Source organism: Mycobacterium shunyiense (assembly GCF_058270075.1).
Genome location: NZ_JBZDPU010000037.1, coordinates 11,737 through 31,186, shown reverse-complemented (window position 1 = coordinate 31,186; position 19,450 = coordinate 11,737). Strand labels below are relative to the sequence as shown.

17 protein-coding genes are annotated in these 19,450 nt (G+C 67.5%); 2 read left to right on the top strand and 15 right to left on the bottom strand.

Annotated features, from left to right (window positions below; all coding sequences use genetic code 11):
* Positions 1–5: 5 nt before the first annotated feature.
* The gene (locus tag AC4ELH_RS29615; protein ID WP_448447137.1) at positions 6–2,375 is read right to left on the bottom strand and encodes a phosphoketolase family protein; all 2,370 of its coding nucleotides are present in this window, start codon (positions 2,373–2,375) and stop codon (positions 6–8) included.
* Positions 2,376–2,503: 128 nt separating this feature from the next.
* Between AC4ELH_RS29615 and AC4ELH_RS29610 the strand changes: the two genes are divergently transcribed.
* Positions 2,504–3,991: an acetyl-CoA acetyltransferase gene (locus AC4ELH_RS29610; RefSeq protein WP_448447139.1), complete on the top strand. Its 1,488-nt coding sequence runs from the start codon at positions 2,504–2,506 to the stop codon at positions 3,989–3,991.
* Here AC4ELH_RS29610 and AC4ELH_RS29605 read toward each other — a convergent pair.
* The 5 genes from AC4ELH_RS29605 to AC4ELH_RS29585 form a co-directional block, all read right to left on the bottom strand.
* A complete protein-coding gene (locus tag AC4ELH_RS29605; RefSeq protein ID WP_448447141.1) occupies positions 3,961–7,110 on the bottom strand; it encodes a helicase HerA domain-containing protein in 3,150 nt (1,049 codons plus the stop codon). The two genes, AC4ELH_RS29610 and AC4ELH_RS29605, sit on opposite strands and share 31 nt — an antisense overlap.
* Complete coding sequence (locus tag AC4ELH_RS29600) at positions 7,110–7,754, bottom strand: hypothetical protein (RefSeq protein WP_448447143.1); 645 nt, start codon at positions 7,752–7,754, stop codon at positions 7,110–7,112. The genes AC4ELH_RS29605 and AC4ELH_RS29600 overlap by 1 nt, the downstream gene beginning before the upstream one ends.
* Positions 7,755–7,907: 153 nt before the next feature.
* Positions 7,908–9,134, bottom strand: a complete 1,227-nt coding sequence (locus AC4ELH_RS29595) for an NAD(P)/FAD-dependent oxidoreductase (RefSeq protein ID WP_448447145.1) — start codon at positions 9,132–9,134, stop codon at positions 7,908–7,910.
* A gap of 11 nt (positions 9,135–9,145) precedes the next feature.
* Positions 9,146–9,874 carry a DUF72 domain-containing protein gene (locus tag AC4ELH_RS29590; RefSeq protein ID WP_448447147.1) on the bottom strand — a complete coding sequence of 243 codons (729 nt, stop codon included), beginning with the start codon at positions 9,872–9,874 and terminating at the stop codon, positions 9,146–9,148.
* Between the two features lie 9 nt (positions 9,875–9,883).
* Entirely contained in the window at positions 9,884–10,465 is a 582-nt protein-coding gene (locus tag AC4ELH_RS29585; RefSeq protein ID WP_498888390.1) for a hypothetical protein, read from the bottom strand.
* A gap of 55 nt (positions 10,466–10,520) precedes the next feature.
* On the opposite strand from AC4ELH_RS29585, the gene AC4ELH_RS29580 reads away from it, so the two are divergent.
* The gene (locus AC4ELH_RS29580; protein WP_448447151.1) at positions 10,521–11,219 is read left to right on the top strand and encodes a DUF998 domain-containing protein; all 699 of its coding nucleotides are present in this window, start codon (positions 10,521–10,523) and stop codon (positions 11,217–11,219) included.
* Here the strand turns inward: AC4ELH_RS29580 and AC4ELH_RS29575 are convergent.
* The 9 genes from AC4ELH_RS29575 to AC4ELH_RS29535 form a co-directional block, all read right to left on the bottom strand.
* Complete coding sequence (locus AC4ELH_RS29575; RefSeq protein ID WP_448447153.1) at positions 11,187–11,438, bottom strand: hypothetical protein; 252 nt, start codon at positions 11,436–11,438, stop codon at positions 11,187–11,189. The two genes, AC4ELH_RS29580 and AC4ELH_RS29575, sit on opposite strands and share 33 nt — an antisense overlap.
* Positions 11,438–12,304 carry an oxygenase MpaB family protein gene (locus tag AC4ELH_RS29570; protein WP_498888387.1) on the bottom strand — a complete coding sequence of 289 codons (867 nt, stop codon included), beginning with the start codon at positions 12,302–12,304 and terminating at the stop codon, positions 11,438–11,440. Before AC4ELH_RS29570 ends, AC4ELH_RS29575 begins: the two co-directional genes overlap by 1 nt.
* A 14-nt stretch (positions 12,305–12,318) precedes the next feature.
* Positions 12,319–12,543, bottom strand: a complete 225-nt coding sequence (locus tag AC4ELH_RS29565; protein WP_003881986.1) for a hypothetical protein — start codon at positions 12,541–12,543, stop codon at positions 12,319–12,321.
* A gap of 69 nt (positions 12,544–12,612) precedes the next feature.
* Positions 12,613–12,945, bottom strand: coding sequence for a TfoX/Sxy family protein (locus AC4ELH_RS29560; RefSeq protein ID WP_448447157.1), 333 nt, complete (start codon positions 12,943–12,945; stop codon positions 12,613–12,615).
* A 1-nt stretch (position 12,946) separates the two neighbouring features.
* On the bottom strand, positions 12,947–13,336 hold the full coding sequence (locus AC4ELH_RS29555; protein WP_064879874.1) for a nitroreductase/quinone reductase family protein: 390 nt from the start codon (positions 13,334–13,336) through the stop codon (positions 12,947–12,949).
* 19 nt (positions 13,337–13,355) lie between these two features.
* Positions 13,356–14,795 (bottom strand): D-serine/D-alanine/glycine transporter, encoded by a 1,440-nt coding sequence (gene cycA / locus AC4ELH_RS29550; protein ID WP_064959155.1) that lies wholly within the window; start codon positions 14,793–14,795, stop codon positions 13,356–13,358.
* 61 nt (positions 14,796–14,856) lie between these two features.
* Entirely contained in the window at positions 14,857–15,648 is a 792-nt protein-coding gene (locus AC4ELH_RS29545) for a lysophospholipid acyltransferase family protein (protein ID WP_448447160.1), read from the bottom strand.
* A 102-nt stretch (positions 15,649–15,750) separates the two neighbouring features.
* The gene (lon, locus tag AC4ELH_RS29540; protein WP_448447162.1) at positions 15,751–18,075 is read right to left on the bottom strand and encodes an endopeptidase La; all 2,325 of its coding nucleotides are present in this window, start codon (positions 18,073–18,075) and stop codon (positions 15,751–15,753) included.
* Positions 18,076–18,174: 99 nt separating this feature from the next.
* Positions 18,175–19,443, bottom strand: coding sequence for an HNH endonuclease (locus AC4ELH_RS29535; RefSeq protein WP_498888382.1), 1,269 nt, complete (start codon positions 19,441–19,443; stop codon positions 18,175–18,177).
* Positions 19,444–19,450 lie beyond the last annotated feature (7 nt).

Below are 19,450 nucleotides of genomic sequence, written 5' to 3'. Positions count from 1 at the left end.
GGTGATCACCCCGCAGTCCAGGTCCAGTCCGAGATCGCCGGATCGTCCTCGCCGTGCTCGCGCGTGTAGCTGCGGGCCGCCAGCCGGGCGTCGACCATCTCCTGGCGCAGCCCGGCGGCCCTGACCGCCAGCCCGTCGACCCGGTCGATCACGTCCATGACCAGATGGAAGCGGTCGAGGTCGTTCAGCATCACCATGTCGAACGGTGTGGTCGTCGTGCCCCGCTCTTTGAACCCGCGCACGTGCAGCTGGTCGTGGTTGGTGTGGCGGTAGGCCAGCCGGTGGATCAGCCACGGGTAGCCGTGATAGGCGAAGATGACCGGTTTGTCCGTGGTGAAGATCGAATCGAATTCGCTCTCGGAAAGGCCGTGCGGGTGTTCGGACTCGGGTTGCAGGCGCATGATGTCGACGACGTTGACCACCCGGACTTTCACCTCGGGGAGCCGGCGACGCAGGATGTCGGCCGCCGCCAGCGTCTCCAGGGTCGGGATGTCACCGGCGCAGGCGAGCACGACGTCGGGTTCGCCGGTGGTGTTGCTGGCCCACTCCCAGATCCCCAACCCGCGGGTGCAGTGTGCGATGGCCTCGTCCATCGTCAGATACGTCAGGGCCGGTTGTTTGCCCGCCACGATCACGTTCACGTACTGGCGGCTGCGCAGGCAGTGGTCGGCCACCGACAGCAGCGTGTTGGCGTCCGGCGGCAGGTACACCCGCACCACCTCGGGGCGCTTGTTGGCGACGTGGTCGATGAAGCCAGGATCCTGATGCGACGCGCCGTTGTGGTCTTGACGCCAGACGTGCGAGGTCAGCAGGTAGTTGAGTGACGCGATCGGCCGGCGCCACGTCAGGTGCGAGCTGCTGAACAGCCATTTGGCGTGCTGGTTCATCATCGAGTCGACGATGTGGACGAAGGCCTCGTAGCAGTTGAACAGCCCGTGCCGTCCGGTGAGGAGGTAGCCCTCCAGCCAGCCCTGGCAGAGGTGTTCGGACAGCACCTCCATCACCCGGCCGTCGGGGGCCAGGTTCTCGTCGACGGGCAGTGTCTCGGCCTGCCATGTCTTGTCGGTCTTCTCGAACACGGCGGCCAGGCGGTTGGAGGCGGTCTCGTCGGGACCCATCAGCCGGAAGCGGTCCGGATTGTTCGCGATGACATCCCGCAGGAATGTGCCGAGCACGCGGGTGGCCTCCGCGGTGCCCGTGGCGGGGCTCTCCACGGTGACCGCGTAGTCGGCGAAGTCGGGCAGGTCGAGGTCACGCAGCAGCAGGCCGCCGTTGGCGTGCGGGTTGGCGCTCATCCGCCGGGTGCCCGACGGGGCGAGGGCCCGGAGATCGAGCCGCAGCGCGCCGTCGGCGTCGAACAGTTCGTCGGGTCGGTAGCTGCGCAGCCATGTCTCGAGCTGAGCCATGTGCGACGGGTTGGTCCGTGTTTCCGACAACGGCACCTGATGCGAGCGCCAGGTGCCCTCGACCAGTTTGCCGTCCACCTCATGCGGACCCGTCCAGCCTTTGGGGGTGCGCAGGATGATCATCGGCCACAGTGGACGGCCCGCCTCCCCGTCGAGACGGGCCGCACGTTGGATCGCGGCGATCTGATCGAACGCCTCGTCCATGGCCGCGGCCAGCTGCTGGTGCACGTTGGCCGGGTCGTCCCCGGCGACGGTGATGGGCCGGTAGCCGTAGCCGTACAACAGTGATTCGAGTTCCTCTTGCGGAATCCGGGACAGCACTGTGGGGTTGGCGATCTTGTAGCCGTTGAGATGCAGGATGGGCAACACCGCGCCGTCGACGACCGGGTTGAGGAACTTGTTCGAATGCCAGCTGGCAGCCAGCGGTCCGGTCTCGGCTTCGCCGTCGCCGATTACGCAGGCCACCACGAGGTCCGGATTGTCGAACGCGGCCCCATAGGCGTGCACCAGGGCGTATCCGAGTTCGCCACCCTCGTGGATGGAGCCGGGTGTCTCCGCGGCCACGTGACTCGGTATCCCACCGGGAAACGAGAACTGGCGGAACAGTTTCCGCAGTCCGTCGGTGTTCTGCCCGATGGCGGAGTAGACCTCGCTGTAGGTGCCTTCCAGGTAGGCGTTGGCCACCAGCCCCGGGCCACCGTGACCGGGTCCGGTGACGTAGATGATGTTCGCGTCGCGTTCCCGGATGATCCGATTGAGATGGGCGTACAGCAGGTTCAGCCCCGGGGTGGTGCCCCAGTGGCCCAGCAGTCGCGGCTTGACGTGTTCGGCGGTCAACGGTTCGTCGAGCAGCGGGTTGTCCAGGAGGTAGATCTGGCCGACGGACAGGTAGTTCGCCGCCCGCCAGTAAGCGTTGAGCTGCTCGAGTTCTGTGTCGGTGAGTGCCGGTGATCCAGTCGCGTCGCTCATGTCCCCATAGTGGCGGTTGTCGGTGAATGGTGCGCGCGTTCCGGGTACCCGAATTCGTACCGCTCAACCAACGCCGCGCGAAGCGCACCGTCGACGCAGTCGCGTTCGCGTCGGTTAGGTTCGACAGCATGCCCGTCCGCAGCACGGTCGACCCACGCACTCCGGTCCTCGTCGGTTACGGCCAGGTCAACCACCGGGCGGAGAATCCGGATGTCGAGCCGGTCGATCTGATGGTCGCGGCCGCCCGGGAGGCCGCAGATCCGCGGGTGCTGGAGGTTGTCGACTCGGTGCGGATCGTGAACCTGCTGTCCTGGCACTACCGGGATCCGGGTTTGCTGTTGGCGCAACGCATCCGGGCCGGCAAGGCGGCGACACGCTATACGGGGGTGGGCGGCAACGTCCCGCAGTCGTTGGTGAACGAGGCCTGTCTGGACCTGCAGGGCGGACGGGCCGAGGTGGTGTTGATCGCGGGAGCCGAGACCTGGCGCACCCGAAGCCGGCTGCGCAAACTCGGGACCAAGCCGGACTGGACCCGTCAGGACGAATCGGTGCCGGAGGCGCCGGGTGCGCACGAGGGCGTGTCGATGGCCGGTGAGGCCGAGCTCCGGATCAATCTGGACCGTCCGGCCTACGTGTATCCGATGTTCGAGCAGGCACTGCGGATCGCGGCCGGTGAGACCAGCGATGAGCACCGCAGGCGGATCGGCGAGTTGTGGTCTCGGTTCAGTGCGGTGGCGGCCGACAACCCGCACGCCTGGAGCCGGGAGACGGTGCCTGCCGAGCAGATCTGGCAGCCGGGCCCGGACAACCGGATGATCAGCTGGCCCTACACCAAGTTGATGAACTCGAACAACATGGTCAACCAGGGTGCGGTGCTGATCCTGACTACCGTCGAGAAGGCAACGTATCTTCAGATCCCCACCGACCGTTGGGTTTTCCCGTATGCCGGAACGGATTCGCACGATACCTACGCGATCGGCGAGCGGGCCGAGCTCTACAAGTCGCCGGCGATCCGGATCGCCGGACGGCGCGTTCTCGAACTGGCCGGAGTGGGCGTCGACGAGGTCGACTTCGTCGACGTGTACTCCTGCTTCCCGTCGGCGGTGCAGGTGGCGGCGGCCGAAATCGGTCTGCCGCTGGCCGATCCGGCCCGGCCGCTGACGGTCACCGGCGGGCTGACTTTCGCCGGTGGGCCGTGGAACAACTACGTGTCCCATTCGATCGCCACGATGGCCGAGAAACTCGTGGCGAATCCCGGGGCCCGGGGGCTGATCACCGCCAATGGTGGCTACCTCACCAAACACAGTTTCGGGGTGTACGGCACAGAGCCACCGACTCATGAATTCCGTTGGCAGGACGTGCAGTCCGAGGTCGACGCCGAGCCCACCCGGGCACTGCAGGTGGAGTTCACGGGCACCGGCACGGTGGAATCGTGGACCACGCCGGTCGGTCGCGACGGCACCGCGGAGCGCGCCTTCCTGGCGGTGCGTACCCCCGATGACGGACGTACGCTGGCCCGGATCGTCGACGAGTCACAGGCAGCGGCGACCATGACATCCGACATCGCCGGGGCGACGGTGCGGGTTCACGCCGACGGCAGCGCGACCCTGCTCTGAGCGGCCAGCGCCAGCACCTCGTCGGTGGTCGGTGGGCTGGGCGGGTGGTAGGACAGGCACCAGGGAGTCTGGATCTTGTGAAAGGCATTGCCTTCCAACGCCAGATAGAACTGGCCTGAACGCAGCTTGCTGATGTCGGGCACGTGGCCGCCCTTCACCCGGGCCATCTCCCGGGCCACCGCGATCTGGGCGGGGGAGTTCAGCAGACCATAGAACTGCGTGGTCGCATTGCCAGGGATGTGGTTGTGCAGACCGCGCGGGGATTGCGTGGCGAACACCAACCCGAGCCCGTACTTCCGGGCCTGCGACGACAGCGCCAGGGTGCTGTGTGTCGCCGCGGTCGTATGGCTGGACGGGGCGAAGTTCTGCGCCTCGTCCATCACCAGCAATCCGCCCAACGGCCGGTCACCGGCCGGGTTGCGTTTGATCCAGGCGAACAGCGCCATCTGCAACTGGTTGACGAATCCTTCGCGTTGCTGGTCGCTGGTCAGGCCGGCCATGTTGATGACCGACACCCGAGCCCGGTAGCCCGGCGACGGTGTCAACAACACCCCCGGGTCGGCTGTGGCGCCGGCGCCGCCGAACAACGGATCGTTGACCGTCGCCGCGCGCAGGTTCTGGGCCAACTCGGCGGCCAGCTTGTTCGCCCCGCCCAGGGCGCTGACCTCGGTGGGCAGGTCGGCGAGCAGGTCGATGAAGCCGTCCAGGCTGGTCGAGGGCCTCGCCCCGTAGTAGCGCAGCGCCTCCCGCAGCACCGCGCGGGACCGCTCGGCCTTGGCCGTGCTCCCGACGATCAGGGCGCGGGGTTCGAGGGCGGCGACGGCAGATTCGACGGCGTCGGCGAACTCGTCGTCGTCGTCGATGACACTGGCGAAGTCCGGTAGCGGCTGGAACGACAACGGGCGTCCCGTCGAGCGGCGCGGAGTCCACACCACGACCTCGGCATTGTCGAAATACGCGTCGGCGCGCTCGTCGTCCGCCGGCGTCCACCCCGGCGGGTTCTCGGGCCAGCGGGCACCCAGCCGGGACAGGTCGTTGTTGGGGTCGAGCACGATCGACGAGACGCCCCGCAGCGCGCACTCCTCGACCAGCCGGCGGATCAGCACGGTCTTCCCCGACCCGGAGCCCGCGAAGATGGCGGTGTGCTTGCGCAGCGCGGCCAGGTCGACCGACACCGGACACCCGCCTGGGCTGTCCAGGCCGAGGGTCACCGCGGTAGGCGAGTGTTCGATCGCCGGCGCGGGCGGCTGCACACGTATGGGTCCGGTCGCGAGCTCGGCGTCCACATCGATCTGGGCCGGTGGCGGAGGATCACCCGCGATGTCTCCGAGGGCGGCCCGCAGCCAGCCGATCCCGTGGGCCGGACGGCGGCGGCGCAGCCAATCGGGTAGGTCGGGGTGGTTGTCGTCGATGAGGTCACGCAGCGCGGTCATGGTGCGCACGTCGTCCTCGCTCATGGGCAGCACCCGTCCACCGGCCGCCTCGAACTCGGCGATCATCACCGTGGTTTTGGCGCCCTTGGGCCACGCGGTGTTGCGCAGCAGGAACAGCTGGCGCCGGTCTGGATTGAAACCGGTTGCCTCCCAAGCTTTCCGGATCCTGTTCTGCACCGCGACAGCGTTGCCGGACGAGATGGCGCGGAATGCCCAGTGCCGTTCGTCGTCGGTGGTCGCGTCGAGAGTCTGGCGAAGCCGCCCGTGCAGCACCACCCGTTGACCCGGGAGCGGGTCGGGACGGAACGCCTGCCCGGCCTCACCGAGTTCGGTGATCCAGGCGTCGAGCGCCGCCGACAGCAGGCCGGGCATGGTGGTGTCCTCGCCGTCGGGGTCGAGCGCAGCGACCGTCACGGCGCGGCGCCGGTAGTCGGCGAAGCGGCGGTCCAGTTCGCCGGTGTCGCCCTGGGCAGCGCCGCCCGAGCCGGTTTCGGGCGTGCCGGCAGCCTCAGCGGTGAGACTGGAGAGCTCCTCGATCGTGTCGCGGTCCAGGCACCGGCGGACATGCGTGTCGGCACGTTTGAGCAGTTGACGCGGCGTGTACTGGGTGGCTTCGTCGAATGCTGCCGGCAGGATCGGCCAACTCGGGTAGGGCGCGGTGAACCCGATCGAGGCGTAGCTGGCGGTGAACCGGCGTTCCAGGATGGCGCGACCGACGTCTGGTGTTGGCAGCCCCTGCAGCAGCGCGGTGGTGCGGAACCTGTCCTGAACGGTGGCAGTGGCGCGATCCTGGATGGCTTCCCACGCAGCCGGTAGGCAGGCCACCACGCCGACGGTGCGACGCATGGTCTGCCGGATCGACATGAGGCCGTGTGCGATGTGCTCGAGATCGGTGTTGCCCGCAGTTCTGTCGGGGCCCGCGTCGGCAGTGTCGGTGCGCTCGGTGGACTGGGCCAGCAGCGTGTCGATCTGGTCGAGCGCCAGGACCGACGGCCCGGCCAGGGCGATCAGCCGTGAGATGTCGCGGACCGATTCCTGCGCGGTGAGCGTCGGTGCGGGCAGCCCCCAGGACTCCCTTTCGCCGCTGCCGGTCAGGAAGGCCTCGCCGATGTCCTGCAGCTCGAGGTCACCGGCACCGAGCAGCACGAGGGCGCGCAGGGTGTGGTGGGCGCGTTTGACAGTGTGGCGGTGGACCTTGTGCAGCGCGTTGACGAAGTCGTTCAGGATCTCGGGCGTCAGGTCGTCGTCGCCGATCACGGCCCGCCGGCTGGCCCGGGAGATGTGGGCCACCGAAGACAGCTCCCACAGCAGGTCTTTGAGTTGGGTCTCGCGCTCGCTGCCCGGCCGGCCAAGGCTCTCCAGGATCCCTGAGCGGGCGGACTGCCAGAAGCTGGCGGCATCCAGCAGTTCGACCAGGAAGAAGAAGCCGCCGCCGGTTTGCACCTGTTCGCGCACCTGGCCGAGAAGATGGGTCTTGCCGGATCCGGCCGGGCCCCGCACCACCACACCCAGCGGGCTGGAGTCGGTTTCGCGTTCGGCATCGCCGAAGGCGGCCATCACGTCGGCCATCGGCCGGTCGTGCAGCCCGCGCACGTGGAGCGCGCCCTGCGAATGCCACAGATCGTCGGCGGTCGGTGCCCAGGTCAGGCGAAGCGCGCTGAGCGCTTCGCGATGCTGTAACTCCATCAGGACTCGATCGCGATCAGGTGTTTGTCCTGGTTGCCTATCTCCACCGCGGCTTCGCGGTCGGCGGGGGTGAGCACCTTCTGGTTCTCCTCGGGGATCAGGCTGACGCCAGGCTGCTGGTAGAGGCTGATCAGCGCGGCGTCGACGGTGGGTCGGGGCAGCCCGGGCACGGCCTGACGGAGCCGCAGCAGACTCACCCAGCCGCCGGGCCGGGTGGTCAGCCCGGCATAGGCGGTACGCAGCTGGATTTCGGGACCGGCCGCGGGCGCAGGCGCGGCTGCCGTGGCGGGCACCTCGGCAGGCAGGAACACGTCGGCGGGAACGAGGTCGGCGTGTTCGAAGTAGCGGTGCAGCGCACCAAGAAGCGTGTACAGGGCCTTGCCCTGTCCGGTGGACCTGGCCGGCGCGTCGGTGCCGAACAGGGATCGGCACAGCGCCCATCCGGTGTCGGTCAGCTCATGGACGAGCGGCCGGGCTCCGGTGGACTCGATCAGGCCCAACCGGTTGAGCCGGTCGCGTTTCGGTTTGTCGAGTTTGGGCCCGAGCCGCTCCAGCTCGGCGTTGGCCACCGGACGGGACTCGGCCATCAGTACCAGCAGGACCGCCTGCTCGGTGCCGGTCAGGTCGTCGGGCGTGACATTCACCGGTTGCTCACCTTCCTGCCGTCGTCGCTTTTTGCACGCGGACGGGTTGATGCCGGGCACGTGTTCCATGCACGTTAGCGCGTACCCCTGACCGCGCGAGAAACTTGTTGCGCCGCAGGGCTTTCGCCCACCCAGTGGGCGAAGTGCCCGCAGCTACCGGATCGACAGCGGCTGCGCCGGGTCGGCGATGCGGTCGGGATCGACCGGCTCGGCCGATCGGATCAGCGCCTTGACGTCGTCAAGGACATCCCACACGTTGACGTTCATCCCCGCCAGAACATGGTTGTCGGCGTCGAGCCAGAAAGCCACGAATTCGCGCCCAGCAACGTCGCCGCGGAAAACGACGCGCTGATATTCGGGTGCATGGCCGACATATTCCATGCCGAGGTCGTACTGATCGGTGAAGAAATAGGGCAGTTCGTCGTATTCGGCGCTTTTGCCCAGCATCCCCGCGGCAGCCACCGCGGGTTGCTTGAGCGCGTTTGCCCAGTGCTCGGTACGGATTCGCACCCCGAAGAACGGATGTTGCGCGGCCGCGATGTCGCCGACGGCGTAGATGTCGGGATCGCTGCTGCGCAGCGACGCGTCGACGAGCACCCCGCCGTCGGCGATGGCCAGCCCCGCTTGTTCGGCCAGTGCGATGTTGGGTGCCGCGCCGACGGCGATCAGGACCGCGTCCGCGGCGACGGTCGAGCCGTCCCCGAGCCGCAGTCCCGTGGCGGTGCCGTTGTCCGTGGTGATCTCCTGCACCGATTGGTCCAGGCGTAGGTCGACTCCGTGTTCACGGTGCAGTTTCGCGAACACCTCACCGGCCTCGGCGCCCAGCGCCGCCAGCAGCGGCAGGTGTGCGGCCTCGACCACGGTGACCTTCACGTCGCGGCCGCGCGCACTGGCGGCGACCTCCAGTCCGATCCATCCGGCCCCCACGATGGCCAGGGACGAACCCGGGGTCAGGGCCGCGCTCAGGGCTGCGGCGTCGTCGATGGTGCGCAGATAGTGCACGCCCGCGGCGTCGGCTCCGGGGATCGGTGGTCGCCGTGAGGCGGACCCGGTGGCCAGCAGCAGCTTGTCGTAGCCGACGGTGGTGCCGTCAGGTAGTGCAAGCGTGTGCTCGGCCGCGTTGACGGCGGCGACCTCGGTTCCCAGCCGTAGTTCGACGTTGTGGTCGCGGTACCACGCCGCCGGATCGGCGGTGAAATCGTCGAGCGTCTTCTTGCCGGCCAGGTACTCCTTGGACAGCGGCGGACGCTCGTAGGGCAGGTGGTCCTCAGCGGCGAACAGCACAACATGACCATCAAAGTCGTTGTCCCGCAGTGCTTCAGCGGCCTTGGCTCCGGCCAGGCCACCGCCGACGATCGCAATTGTGGACGACGTTGTCATATCGGTCCAGCCTACTCGCCGGCGACCAGCAGCCTCAGCTTTCGGGCGTTGCGCACCGCGTGGCCACCGAGATCGTTGTTGAAATACACGACGACGCGGTGGTCGTCGCGGTCCCATTGCTGGATCTGTTGGGCCCACTCCGACAGCTGGTCGTCGGAGTAGCAGCCGGCGTACAGGCCGTCGTCTGCCGGGCCGTGCATGCGGACGTACACCAGGTCGCTGGTGGTCACGGCCCGGCAGGTCAAGCCGGGACCGCTCATCACGACATACGCGGCGCCGTATTTCTCCAACAGCCCATACACCGCAGGCTCGTGCCAGGAGGGATGCCGCAACTCCATCGCCACCCGGATCGGGCGCGGGAGTTGGGCAAGGAAACCGCTGAGTAGCTCGTCGTCCCGCTCGATCGCCGGATGAAGCTGGACCAGCAGTGCTTCGTTGTGCGGTTCGAGCAGCTGCCAGTACTTCTCGAACCGCGGCGTCCAGCTCTCGGGCGACCGCAGTCTCCGGTAATGCGTCAGGCCGCGCTGCGCCTTGACCGACATGGTGAAACCTTCGGGCATCTGGTCGCGCCACCCGGTGAACGTCGCATCCGCGGGCCAGCGGTAGAAGCTGCCGTTGAGTTCGACGGTGTCGAACTCGTCAACGTAGTGGGCGAGCCGGGACTTGGCCGGGGTGCCGCGTGGATAGAGCACCCCGTTCCAGTGGTCGTACGACCAGCCAGAGGTGCCGATCCTGATCATCTGTCATCTCTAGGGGACGTCTGTGTAGTGCAGGGTGTAGCCCTCGGCAGAGAACGTGAAACCTCGGCCTGTCACTTCCCGCACGCAGGACACCCCGGACTGCTCCTGGACGTTGCAGCGAAATCCCGCCACCGCGAGCACCTTGCCGAACGGCAGTACGACCGCGGCCGACTGCGCGAAATCGGGCTGCGCGAGGTTGGCGAAATGCGCGTCGGTGTCCCGGTCGAGGACAAGGGCATTCGGTGCCGCGGTAGCGCCCGTGGCATCGGGCACCGTGTCGGGGGCACCCGTCACGCTCATCGTCGAGGTGCCACCGGCCGGTTGGCACCCGGCGCGGTCGCGGGGCAGGATCGCGCACTGCCAGCGCCCGCTCGGGGTGCTGAAGTAATAGCCCTTGCGGCCGTCGACCTCGATGGCGTACTCGGCGGCGTTGACCAGGTTTGCGGTGCCGAACTGTGGCGGTGATGCGGTGGTGCTGGCCGGTGGGGGCGCGGCGGCATCGTCGGTGTTTACGACGGTTCCCGACGTGCATCCGGTGAGCGCGGCGGCGGCGACTCCAAAGATTGCACAGCGGACGAGGCAAGCCTTCACGACGCAAGACCCTAGCCAACTGTCGTCGAGGCCGGAACGGTAGCGTCGACTTTCCGTGACTCCCGACGCGCGCCCGGCGGCGCCCCGATTCACCACGTCGTTGCTCGCCGCCGGAGTGGCCGCTGGATTGCTGATCTCGACGGTGTCGCTCATCGTGGCGTTCACCCGTCCCGGCTTCGATCTGACGCGGCACGCCAATTCTACTCTGGCCCTGGGTGATTGGGGTTGGGTTCAAACGACGAACTTCATCGTCTCCGGCCTGCTGCTGATGGCCTTCGGAGCGGGGATCTGGCGCGCCTCCCCGGGTGTGCTGTCTGGCCGGGTCGCGGCGGTATGCGTGATGCTCTACGGACTTTTTGCCGGTGTAGTGGCGGGGTTGAACCCCACTGATCCGGCGTTCGGGTTTCCGCCGGACGCGCCGCAAGGCTATCCCGGGGTCGATGTGATGAGCACCTCGGCAAAGATCCACGGCGTGGCCGGCGGGCTGGGCTTCCTGGCCATGACGTGCGGATGTTTCGTGTTGGCAAGGTATTTCGCGAGCATCGGCGATCGGGTGTGGGCGGTGGTGTCGGCGGCGACCGGGGTCGCGATCCTGGCGGTCCTCGCCTACATGGGCGCCGGCGCCGCCGCGCACCCCGAGACGTTCAACTACGTGCCGGTCTGGGTTGTCGGAGCAATGCTGTGGCTGTTCATCGCTGCCGTGGGCGCGCGACTGCTGCGCTCACATCGCGACGCACACGTCGGCGCCCAATAACAGCACCGGCCAGAGCAGTGTCACCTGGCCGAAGGCCACCAGGTCGGCCCCGGCCGGGAATCTGGTCAGCAGACTCGACTCGATCAGCTGCACCTGTTCTGGATGGAAGAACGTCCAGACCAGCCCGATCACCAGGTAGGGCAGGGCCAGCCACATCAAGGTCTCCAGCACCTGTTCGACGCTGAGCTTGTGGCCCAGGATCCGGTGAATCCGGTGCATCAGATCAGCGCCTTGTCGGCCGCCACCCGCCGGCGCACATCGGCGAGCAGCAGATAGCTGCCGCCCTGCCGGATGAACACGGGCAGGAACCGATTGCCGAACGCCACGGCCAGAAACAGCCATTCGAACAACCGTTGCCGTCCGCGGCCCCAACCGAAGCCGACGGCGTCCCGGAACACCGGCGCGAGAAATCCGGCGGTCAGGAACTTCAGCAGCGGCCGGAACGGTATGCGCAGCAACGGGTTTATCATCCGCAGATCCACGAGGTCATGCAGGTATTGCCGGACCATATCGTCCATCTGCACCTGCGCGCAGGCGGTATCCCAGTAGGTGTCGAAATCGGCCCGTGTCGGCGGCCACTGCTGCTCGTCGACCTGCAGGGTGGTGCCCAGTGTGGCGGCGGAGTGGTAGAACTGCTCGGCCTGCGCTTCGGTCATCTCGCCACGCAGCAGTTGGTAGACATCCTCGAGCCCGACGAACAGGCAGGCTGCCACCCACATCTGCAGGTCACGGTCGAAGGCGTTGTACTGCACTGGGCTTGCCGGCCCGGAACGGACCTGCCGGTGCGCGGTGTCGACGGCATCGCGGAACGCCGCCCGGTCCTCGGCGTTGCCCAGGATGGCCACCGCCAGATAGCTCAGGGTGGTGCGGGCCCGTTTCCACGGATGTTTGAGCAGATTGCCCGAATCCACGGTGCTCTCCACGACGCCGTAGCCGACGCCGGGCGCGGACAGTTGCATGATCACGTTGGCCGCGCCTGCGGCGAAGCCCCAGAGGTCCATCGCATCGGCGATGGTGACGTCGTCGTCGGACCAGCGCGACGTTCGCCGGGTGATCGAGATCCGGTTCGCAGAGGTGGAGGTCATGCGCACTCTCCCCGTCAGGCCATGCACACGTTGGTGAACAGCAGCACCGGCCAGGACACGATGGAGCCCAGAAAGGACACCACGGCGTCGGCCCCGTGCATGCCGGCCAGGTGGCTGGTGTGGGTGAGCGACCAGATCAGGCCGATGAGCAGATAGGGGACCGCGAGGATGATGGCGGTCCCGATCCACTCGGCGATGGTCATTTGAAAGCCGAGAATCTTGCGTACTGCGGTCAACATGAGAAGTGCGCCCCCGTCGTTGTCAGGCGGGCTCTATGTTAATGGCGATTCTGGTCGGCGTCCCGAAAACTACTTGGGCGGCAGGCTCTTGGCGTAGTCGATACCCCGGGCGACCCACGATTGGAGCTGCCGCTTGGTCTTCACGCCGGGGCCGGCGACCCGCAGCCAGCCGCGCATCTCCCGGCCACCCATCACCATGGGCTCGACGTGCTCGCGTTGCAGCAGTTTCTCGCCGTCGTCCCGCGCGACCCGCACCATCAGGCCGCCTTCCCGGGTCGCGGCCACCGCCATGTTGCCGTTGACCAGGAACGCCAACCCCCCGAACATGCGCTTCTCGTCGAGACCGCCCTCGGAGGCGGTCAGCTCGCGGATGCGGTTGGCCAGGTCGGGGTCGAAGGCCATGTCAGTCGAGATCGATGCGAACGGTGAGCAGGTCGCTGCCCACGGTGCGGACCACCGCGCTGTTGAGCGTCGGTAGCTCTTTGAGCCGGGCCACCGGGTCGTCGTCGGGCAGCAGATGCGCCGTTCCGGTCCGCCAGGTCCCGTTGATCCGGACGCGTACCGCAGGATCGGCCTTGATGTTCAGCACATAGTGCGATCGGTCGCCGTGCTCGGACACCATCCAGAAGGACTTTCCGATGACCCGGCCGCCCACGGCGGTGTGCCGCGGTTGGCCGGTTTTGCGGCCGACGGTCTCGAGCATGGTCAGGGGGAGTTGGCGCCCGACCGGGTTGACGATGCGGCGTTGGGCGCCGTGGATGACGCGTCGCTTCAGATCACGAAGGTCCACCATGGCGCAACCCTACCGAGGATCAGTCGGAATCCTTCGACTCGGCGGACTCGAGGTCGGCGTGGAACTTGGCTTCGCGGGCCAGATGTCCTGGGCGACGCCGCAACACCATCCAGGCGATACCCAGAACCAGGAACCACGCGGGTGTCACCAGTTCGGCCTGCAGGGTGTCTTCCTTCTGAGTGAACGCCCACAGCAGGAACGCGAAGAAGGCCAGGACGACGTAACACATCACGACGCCGCCGGGCATCTTGAACTTCGATGCCTCGTGCAGTTCCGGCCGACGCTTCCGGTAGACGAGGTAGCTCACCAGGATGATCGTCCAGACGAAGATGAAGCACAGCGACGAGATCGTCGTGACCAACGTGAACGCGGCGACGATCGAGTCGCCGGCGGCCACCATCACCACACCCGACAGCAGGAACACGCCGGACAGGAACAACGCATTGGCGGGCACGCGTCGCGAGGTCAGCCGACCGAACAGTCCGGGTGCGTCACCTTCGGCGGCCAGGCCGTAGACCATTCGGGACGTCGAGTAGATACCGGAGTTGGCCGACGACGTCGCCGAGGTGAGCACCACGAAGTTGACCACCGACGCCGCGATCCCCAGGCCCGCGAGGCTGAACATGGCGACGAAAGGGCTGAGCTTGGGATCGATCTCGCGCCACGGCGTGACCGCGATGATGATGGTCAGCGCGGCGACATAGAAGAGCATGACGCGCACCGGGATCGAGTTGATCGCCTTGGGCAGGTTGCGCTCGGGGTCCTTGGCCTCGGCGGCGGTGGTGCCCACCAGTTCGATCCCGACGAACGCGAAGGTCGCGATCTGGAATCCGGCCACGAATCCCATTGGACCGGTGGGGAAGAAGCCGCCGTCGTTCCACAGATTCGCGAAGGACGCCTGGGCGCCGGTGGGGGCGGTGAAGCTAGTGAAGATCATGACCAGGCCGATCACGATCAACGTCACGATCGCGATGATCTTGATCAAGGCGAACCAGAACTCGGTCTCACCGAACGCCCGCACGGTCGGAAGGTTCAGTCCGATGAGCACCACGACCGTGGCGAGCGCTGGTATCCACAGCGGCAGGTCCGGCCACCAGAAGGCCACGTAGCCGGCGATCACCACCACGTCGGCCACGCCCGTGACGATCCAGCAGAACCAGTACGTCCAGCCGGTGAAGAACCCCGCCCACGGGCCGAGCAGGTCCGCGGCGAAATCGGCGAACGACTTGTAATGCAGGTTGGACAGCAGCAGTTCGCCCATGGCCCGCATGACGAAGAACAGCATGAAGCCGATGATCATGTAGACGAAGAGCACCGACGGGCCGGCCAGCGAGATGGTTTTTCCGGAGCCCATGAACAGGCCCGTTCCGATCGCGCCACCGATGGCGATCAGCTGGATGTGCCGGTTCGACAGCTGACGGGAAAGGTGCCGTTCGTCCGTGGATGTATCTGACGTCACACCGTGAAGGATTGCAGGCGAGGAGATGACGGCTGCAGCCAGCCCGGCATTTCCTCGGCGGCTAGCCCAGTATCGGGAACCGGCGCTGTGAGGCGAGCCGGTTCAGTGCCGTCTGCATGACTTCCCGGATGTGCGCGTCGACGGCGTCGACATCAGGGTCGGCGCCGAAGCGGGCTGTGATGTCGATCGGGGGCACGACCTCGGTGACGATCTTGGTCGGCAGGGGCAGGTTGGGTGGCACGAGGACGCTGAGGCCGAACGGAAGCCCGATGCTCACCGGCAGGATGTCCAGGCGGATGCGGGGCAGCCCGAGGCGCTTGGCCAGCCAGTTGCCCCGGGTCAGGAACAGCTGGCTTTCCTGGGCGCCGATCGAGACGGTCGGCACGATCGGGACACCGGCGGCGAGCGCGGTGCGGACGTATCCGGTTCGCCCGTTGAAGTCGATGGTGTTCGACTCGGAGGTGGGCCGGTAGGCGTCGTAGTCGCCGCCGGGAAACACCAGCACCACCGCGCGGGACTGCAGGGCAGCCGCAGCGTTCTCCCGGCTGGCGTGGATCACCCCGAGCCGCCGGAACAGATCCCCGGTCGGACCGAGCAGTACGCCGTAATGGGCGAGCGTGTACAGCGGACGGTCGTATCCGAAGTGGCGGTAGAACTCCGGCGCGAAGACCAGGACGTCGGGCGTCAGCATGCCGCCGGAGTGATTCGCGACCACGAGCGCACCGCCGTGTCCCGGGATGTTCTCCAGACCGCGGACCTCGGAGCGGAACCACCACTTCGCGATTGGTCCCGCCAACGACCTCATCTGTCGGGTGACGGCGGGGTCCCACTGGTCGAGCTCGCTTTCGTCCATCGCCGCCAGATTGACCCAAATACCGAATAAATAAACCGTCCGCCGTTGCGACTTTCGGTCACAACGGCGGACGGCGGTTTTGACGGGAAGCCGTCGGCTGCTTTACGCGGCGGCCGACGTCGACTCGCGGACGGGTTCCAGCGCCAGGGCGATGATGTCGGCCACGTCGGTCATCGGCTTGACCTCCAAAGCCTCCAGCACCTCGGCCGGAACCTCATCCAGATCGGGCTCGTTGCGCGCCGGGATGAACACGGTCTTCAACCCGGCCCGCTGCGCCGCCAGCAGCTTCTGCTTAACGCCACCGATGGGCAGCACCCGGCCGTTCAGCGTGACCTCACCGGTCATGCCGACATCGCCGCGCACCTGCCGCCCGGTGGCCATCGACACCAGCGCGGTCACCATGGTGACGCCGGCCGACGGCCCGTCCTTGGGCACCGCGCCCGCGGGCACGTGAACGTGGATCTGGCGGTCCAGTGCCTTGGGATCGACGCCCAGCTGTTCGGCGTGGGCCCGCACGTAGGACAGCGCGATCTGCGCCGACTCCTTCATGACGTCGCCCAGCTGACCGGTCAGCTTCAACCCGGACTCGCCCTCGTTCGAGTTGGCCTCGATGTAGAGCACGTCGCCGCCCAGGCCGGTCACGGCCAGACCGGTCGCCACACCCGGCACCGCGGTGCGTTCGGTGGATTCCGGCGTGAACCGCGGACGGCCCAGGTACTCAACCAGATTCGGCTCATCAATCGTGATGGGGGATTCTGTCGAGTCCAACTTCGTGGTCACCTTGCGCAGCGCCTTGGCCAGCAACCGCTCGAACTGCCGGACGCCCGGCTCGCGGGTGTAGTCCGCGGCGATCTTGCGCAGTGCCGCGTCCGTCACCGTCACCTCGGCATCGGTCAGCGCCGCCCGCTCGGCCTGCCGGGGGAGCAGGTAGTCACGGGCGATGGCGACCTTGTCGTCCTCGGTGTAGCCGTCGAGCTGGATCAGCTCCATGCGGTCCAGCAGCGCGGACGGGATGTTCTCGATGACGTTGGCTGTCGCCAGGAACACCACGTCGGACAGATCCAGATCCAGCTCCAGGTAGTGGTCGCGGAACGTGTGGTTCTGCGCCGGGTCGAGCACCTCCAGCAGCGCGGCCGACGGATCGCCTCGGTAGTCGGAGCCCACCTTGTCGATCTCGTCCAGCAGCACAACAGGATTCATCGAGCCCGCTTCGCCGATGGCCCGAACGACGCGGCCGGGTAGCGCCCCGACGTAGGTGCGCCGGTGGCCACGGATCTCGGCCTCGTCACGGACGCCGCCCAGGGCGACGCGCACGAACTTGCGACCCAGCGCGCGGGCCACGGACTCTCCCAGCGAGGTCTTGCCGACCCCGGGCGGACCGGCCAGCACCATCACGGCACCCGAACCACGTCCGCCGACGACGGCCATGCCGCGCTGGGCCCGACGGGCCCGGACGGCCAGGTATTCGACGATGCGGTCTTTGACGTCGTCCAGTCCGTGGTGGTCGGCGTCCAGGATCTCGCGGGCACCCTTGAGGTCGGTCGAATCCTCGGTGCGCTCGTTCCACGGCAGATCCAGCACGGTGTCCAGCCAGGTTCGGATCCAGCCGCCCTCGGGGCTCTGGTCGCTGGAGCGTTCCAGCTTGCCGACCTCGCGCAGCGCCGCCTCCCGCACCTTTTCCGGAAGGTCGGCGGCCTCGACGCGGGCCCGGTAGTCGTCTGAGCCCTCGGGTTCGCCTTCGCCCAGCTCCTTACGGATGGCCGCCAGCTGCTGGCGCAGCAGGAATTCCTTCTGCTGCTTGTCCATCCCGGACCGGACGTCCTCGGCGATCTTGTCGTTGACCTCGACCTCGGCCAGGTGCTCGCCGGTCCAGTCGATGAGCACACGCAGCCGCTCGGCCGCGTCCTCGGTCTCCAGGAGCTGACGCTTCTGCACATCGGTCAGGTACGAGGCGTAGCCGGCCGTGTCGGCCAGGGCCGACGGGTCGGTGATCTTGTTGACCACGTCGACGATCTGCCAGGCCTCGCGCCGCTGCAGCATGGCCAGCAGCAGCTTCTTGTACTCGGCGGCCAGCGCCTTGGTGTCGTCGGTCACCGATTCGGGTTCGGCGGCTTCTTCCACCTCGACCCACAGGGCCGCGCCCGGCCCGGTGGTTCCGGAGCCGATGTGCGCACGGCGTTCACCGCGCACGACGGCGGCTTCTGCCCCGCCGGGCATGCGCCCGACCTGCACGATCGACGCGATCACCCCGTGTGTGGGGTAGCGGTCGTCCAGGCGGGGCGCGATCAGCAGCTTGCCCGATTCGCTGGCCTGAGCGGCGTCGACGGCCGCGCGGGCGGCGTCGTCGAGTTCGACGGGCACCACCATTCCGGGCAGCACGATCGGCTCACTCAAGAACAGGACGGGCACTGCGATTTGTTCAGGCATCAATACCTCCAAAGTTCAGTCTGATGCGCTCAACCTTGGTGGGGCCAGGTTTGTTCCCTGCGCGTCCGGGTGTCCGAGTTCGCCGTGAGTGAACGGAAGCTAAGCGGCGCGTTTGTTGATCACGACGTGGATTTCGCGGGTGAGTATCCGCAGGCCGCCGGCCAGTGGCGGCGCGGTGGATCGGTAGGTGGCGCCGGTGGGGGTGATGTGGTCGGTGGTGTGGCGGCCGCACTCGTCGACTCCGGCCACGACCTGCCACCCGGGTGCTTCTTTGGCGTAGTTGCAGTGTTCGCAGAGCCCTTGGCCATTGGCCGCGGAGGTCGGCCCGTGGTTGTGGTGGGGGTCGATGTGGTCGATGTGGCGGATCCGGGCATCGCAGTACGGGGTGCGGCAGGTTTGATCGCGGAGCGTGATGAACCGGGCGAGGCCTTTCGGGAAGCGTCGCGATCGGGACTCCATGGCGACGAGGGCACCGGTGTCGGGGGCTGCATAGAGCCGTCGCAGGGTGGCCCAGGAGTCGTCATGGGCGAGTGCGTTGCCGATCATGTGTCGTGCCGTTGCGGCGGGGATGGGCCCGTGGCCCTGCAGGTATGCGGGTTGGGTCCCGCCGGCGAACAGGGTGTCGTCGGAGAGCACGAGGTCGACCGCGACCGGGACCGGTGTGGTGACGTCGCGGCCGGTGACGCGGGCTACCAGGGTGTCGGCCATGGCTTGGCCGCGGTTGCGGCCGTCGGCACAGCGGTCGGCTGCATCGGTGAGTGCGGAGCGCACGGATGCCGCGTCGGTGGCGGGCAGCAGTGCGGTGACAAAGGCCATGGCGTCGGGAGCGGGGCGGAAGGTGACATTGCGGTCTTCGGGTGCGCGGGCGGCGCGGTCGATGACGGCTATCGGGTCGAGTTGGTAGGCAATGGTTTTGGCGTCGTTGCGGATGCGGGTGTCGCCGAGGCCGATCAGGCTGGTGTGGTCGGCGCAGAGTTGATGGTCGAGGCGGTTCCGGTCGGCGGGGGACAGGCAGGCAGCTTCGCGGACGATCAGACGGGCGCGGGCTTCGGTGAGTACCCCGCATTCCAGGGCAGCGAGGGTGTGGGGCAGGTCGTGGACGAGGATGCGGGCCTCGGAGAGGTGTTGGCGGCCGTTGGCCGGTGAATCCATGCGGGCCAGTCCGATCTCTGAACCCAGCCCGCGGCCACGTCGTGTGACGGGGACCCTGGTGGCGGCTTCGGCGGCGTGTCGGGCGGACTCCAGGGCGACGGTGGCGCGGGCTTGTCCGGCTGCGGCGGCGCATTTGAGGCGTTCGAGTTCGGCGATTCGGTCCTGCAGCGCCGCCTCGTCGGCGGTGGGATCAACCTTCGCGATCGATTCGAACATGTGTGCG

Excerpts from the sequence above, each read along its gene's own strand:
- AC4ELH_RS29615 (WP_448447137.1), bottom strand. The coding sequence starts at position 2,375 with ATGAGCGACGCGACTGGATCACCGGCACTCACCGACACAGAACTCGAG.
- AC4ELH_RS29610 (WP_448447139.1), top strand. The coding sequence starts at position 2,504 with ATGCCCGTCCGCAGCACGGTCGACCCACGCACTCCGGTCCTCGTCGGT.
- AC4ELH_RS29605 (WP_448447141.1), bottom strand. The coding sequence starts at position 7,110 with ATGGAGTTACAGCATCGCGAAGCGCTCAGCGCGCTTCGCCTGACCTGG.
- AC4ELH_RS29595 (WP_448447145.1), bottom strand. The coding sequence starts at position 9,134 with ATGACAACGTCGTCCACAATTGCGATCGTCGGCGGTGGCCTGGCCGGA.
- AC4ELH_RS29590 (WP_448447147.1), bottom strand. The coding sequence starts at position 9,874 with ATGATCAGGATCGGCACCTCTGGCTGGTCGTACGACCACTGGAACGGG.
- AC4ELH_RS29575 (WP_448447153.1), bottom strand. The coding sequence starts at position 11,438 with ATGCACCGGATTCACCGGATCCTGGGCCACAAGCTCAGCGTCGAACAG.
- AC4ELH_RS29570 (WP_498888387.1), bottom strand. The coding sequence starts at position 12,304 with ATGACCTCCACCTCTGCGAACCGGATCTCGATCACCCGGCGAACGTCG.
- AC4ELH_RS29565 (WP_003881986.1), bottom strand. The coding sequence starts at position 12,543 with ATGTTGACCGCAGTACGCAAGATTCTCGGCTTTCAAATGACCATCGCC.
- AC4ELH_RS29560 (WP_448447157.1), bottom strand. The coding sequence starts at position 12,945 with ATGGCCTTCGACCCCGACCTGGCCAACCGCATCCGCGAGCTGACCGCC.
- AC4ELH_RS29555 (WP_064879874.1), bottom strand. The coding sequence starts at position 13,336 with ATGGTGGACCTTCGTGATCTGAAGCGACGCGTCATCCACGGCGCCCAA.
- AC4ELH_RS29545 (WP_448447160.1), bottom strand. The coding sequence starts at position 15,648 with ATGGACGAAAGCGAGCTCGACCAGTGGGACCCCGCCGTCACCCGACAG.
- lon (WP_448447162.1), bottom strand. The coding sequence starts at position 18,075 with ATGCCTGAACAAATCGCAGTGCCCGTCCTGTTCTTGAGTGAGCCGATC.
- AC4ELH_RS29535 (WP_498888382.1), bottom strand. The coding sequence starts at position 19,443 with ATGTTCGAATCGATCGCGAAGGTTGATCCCACCGCCGACGAGGCGGCG.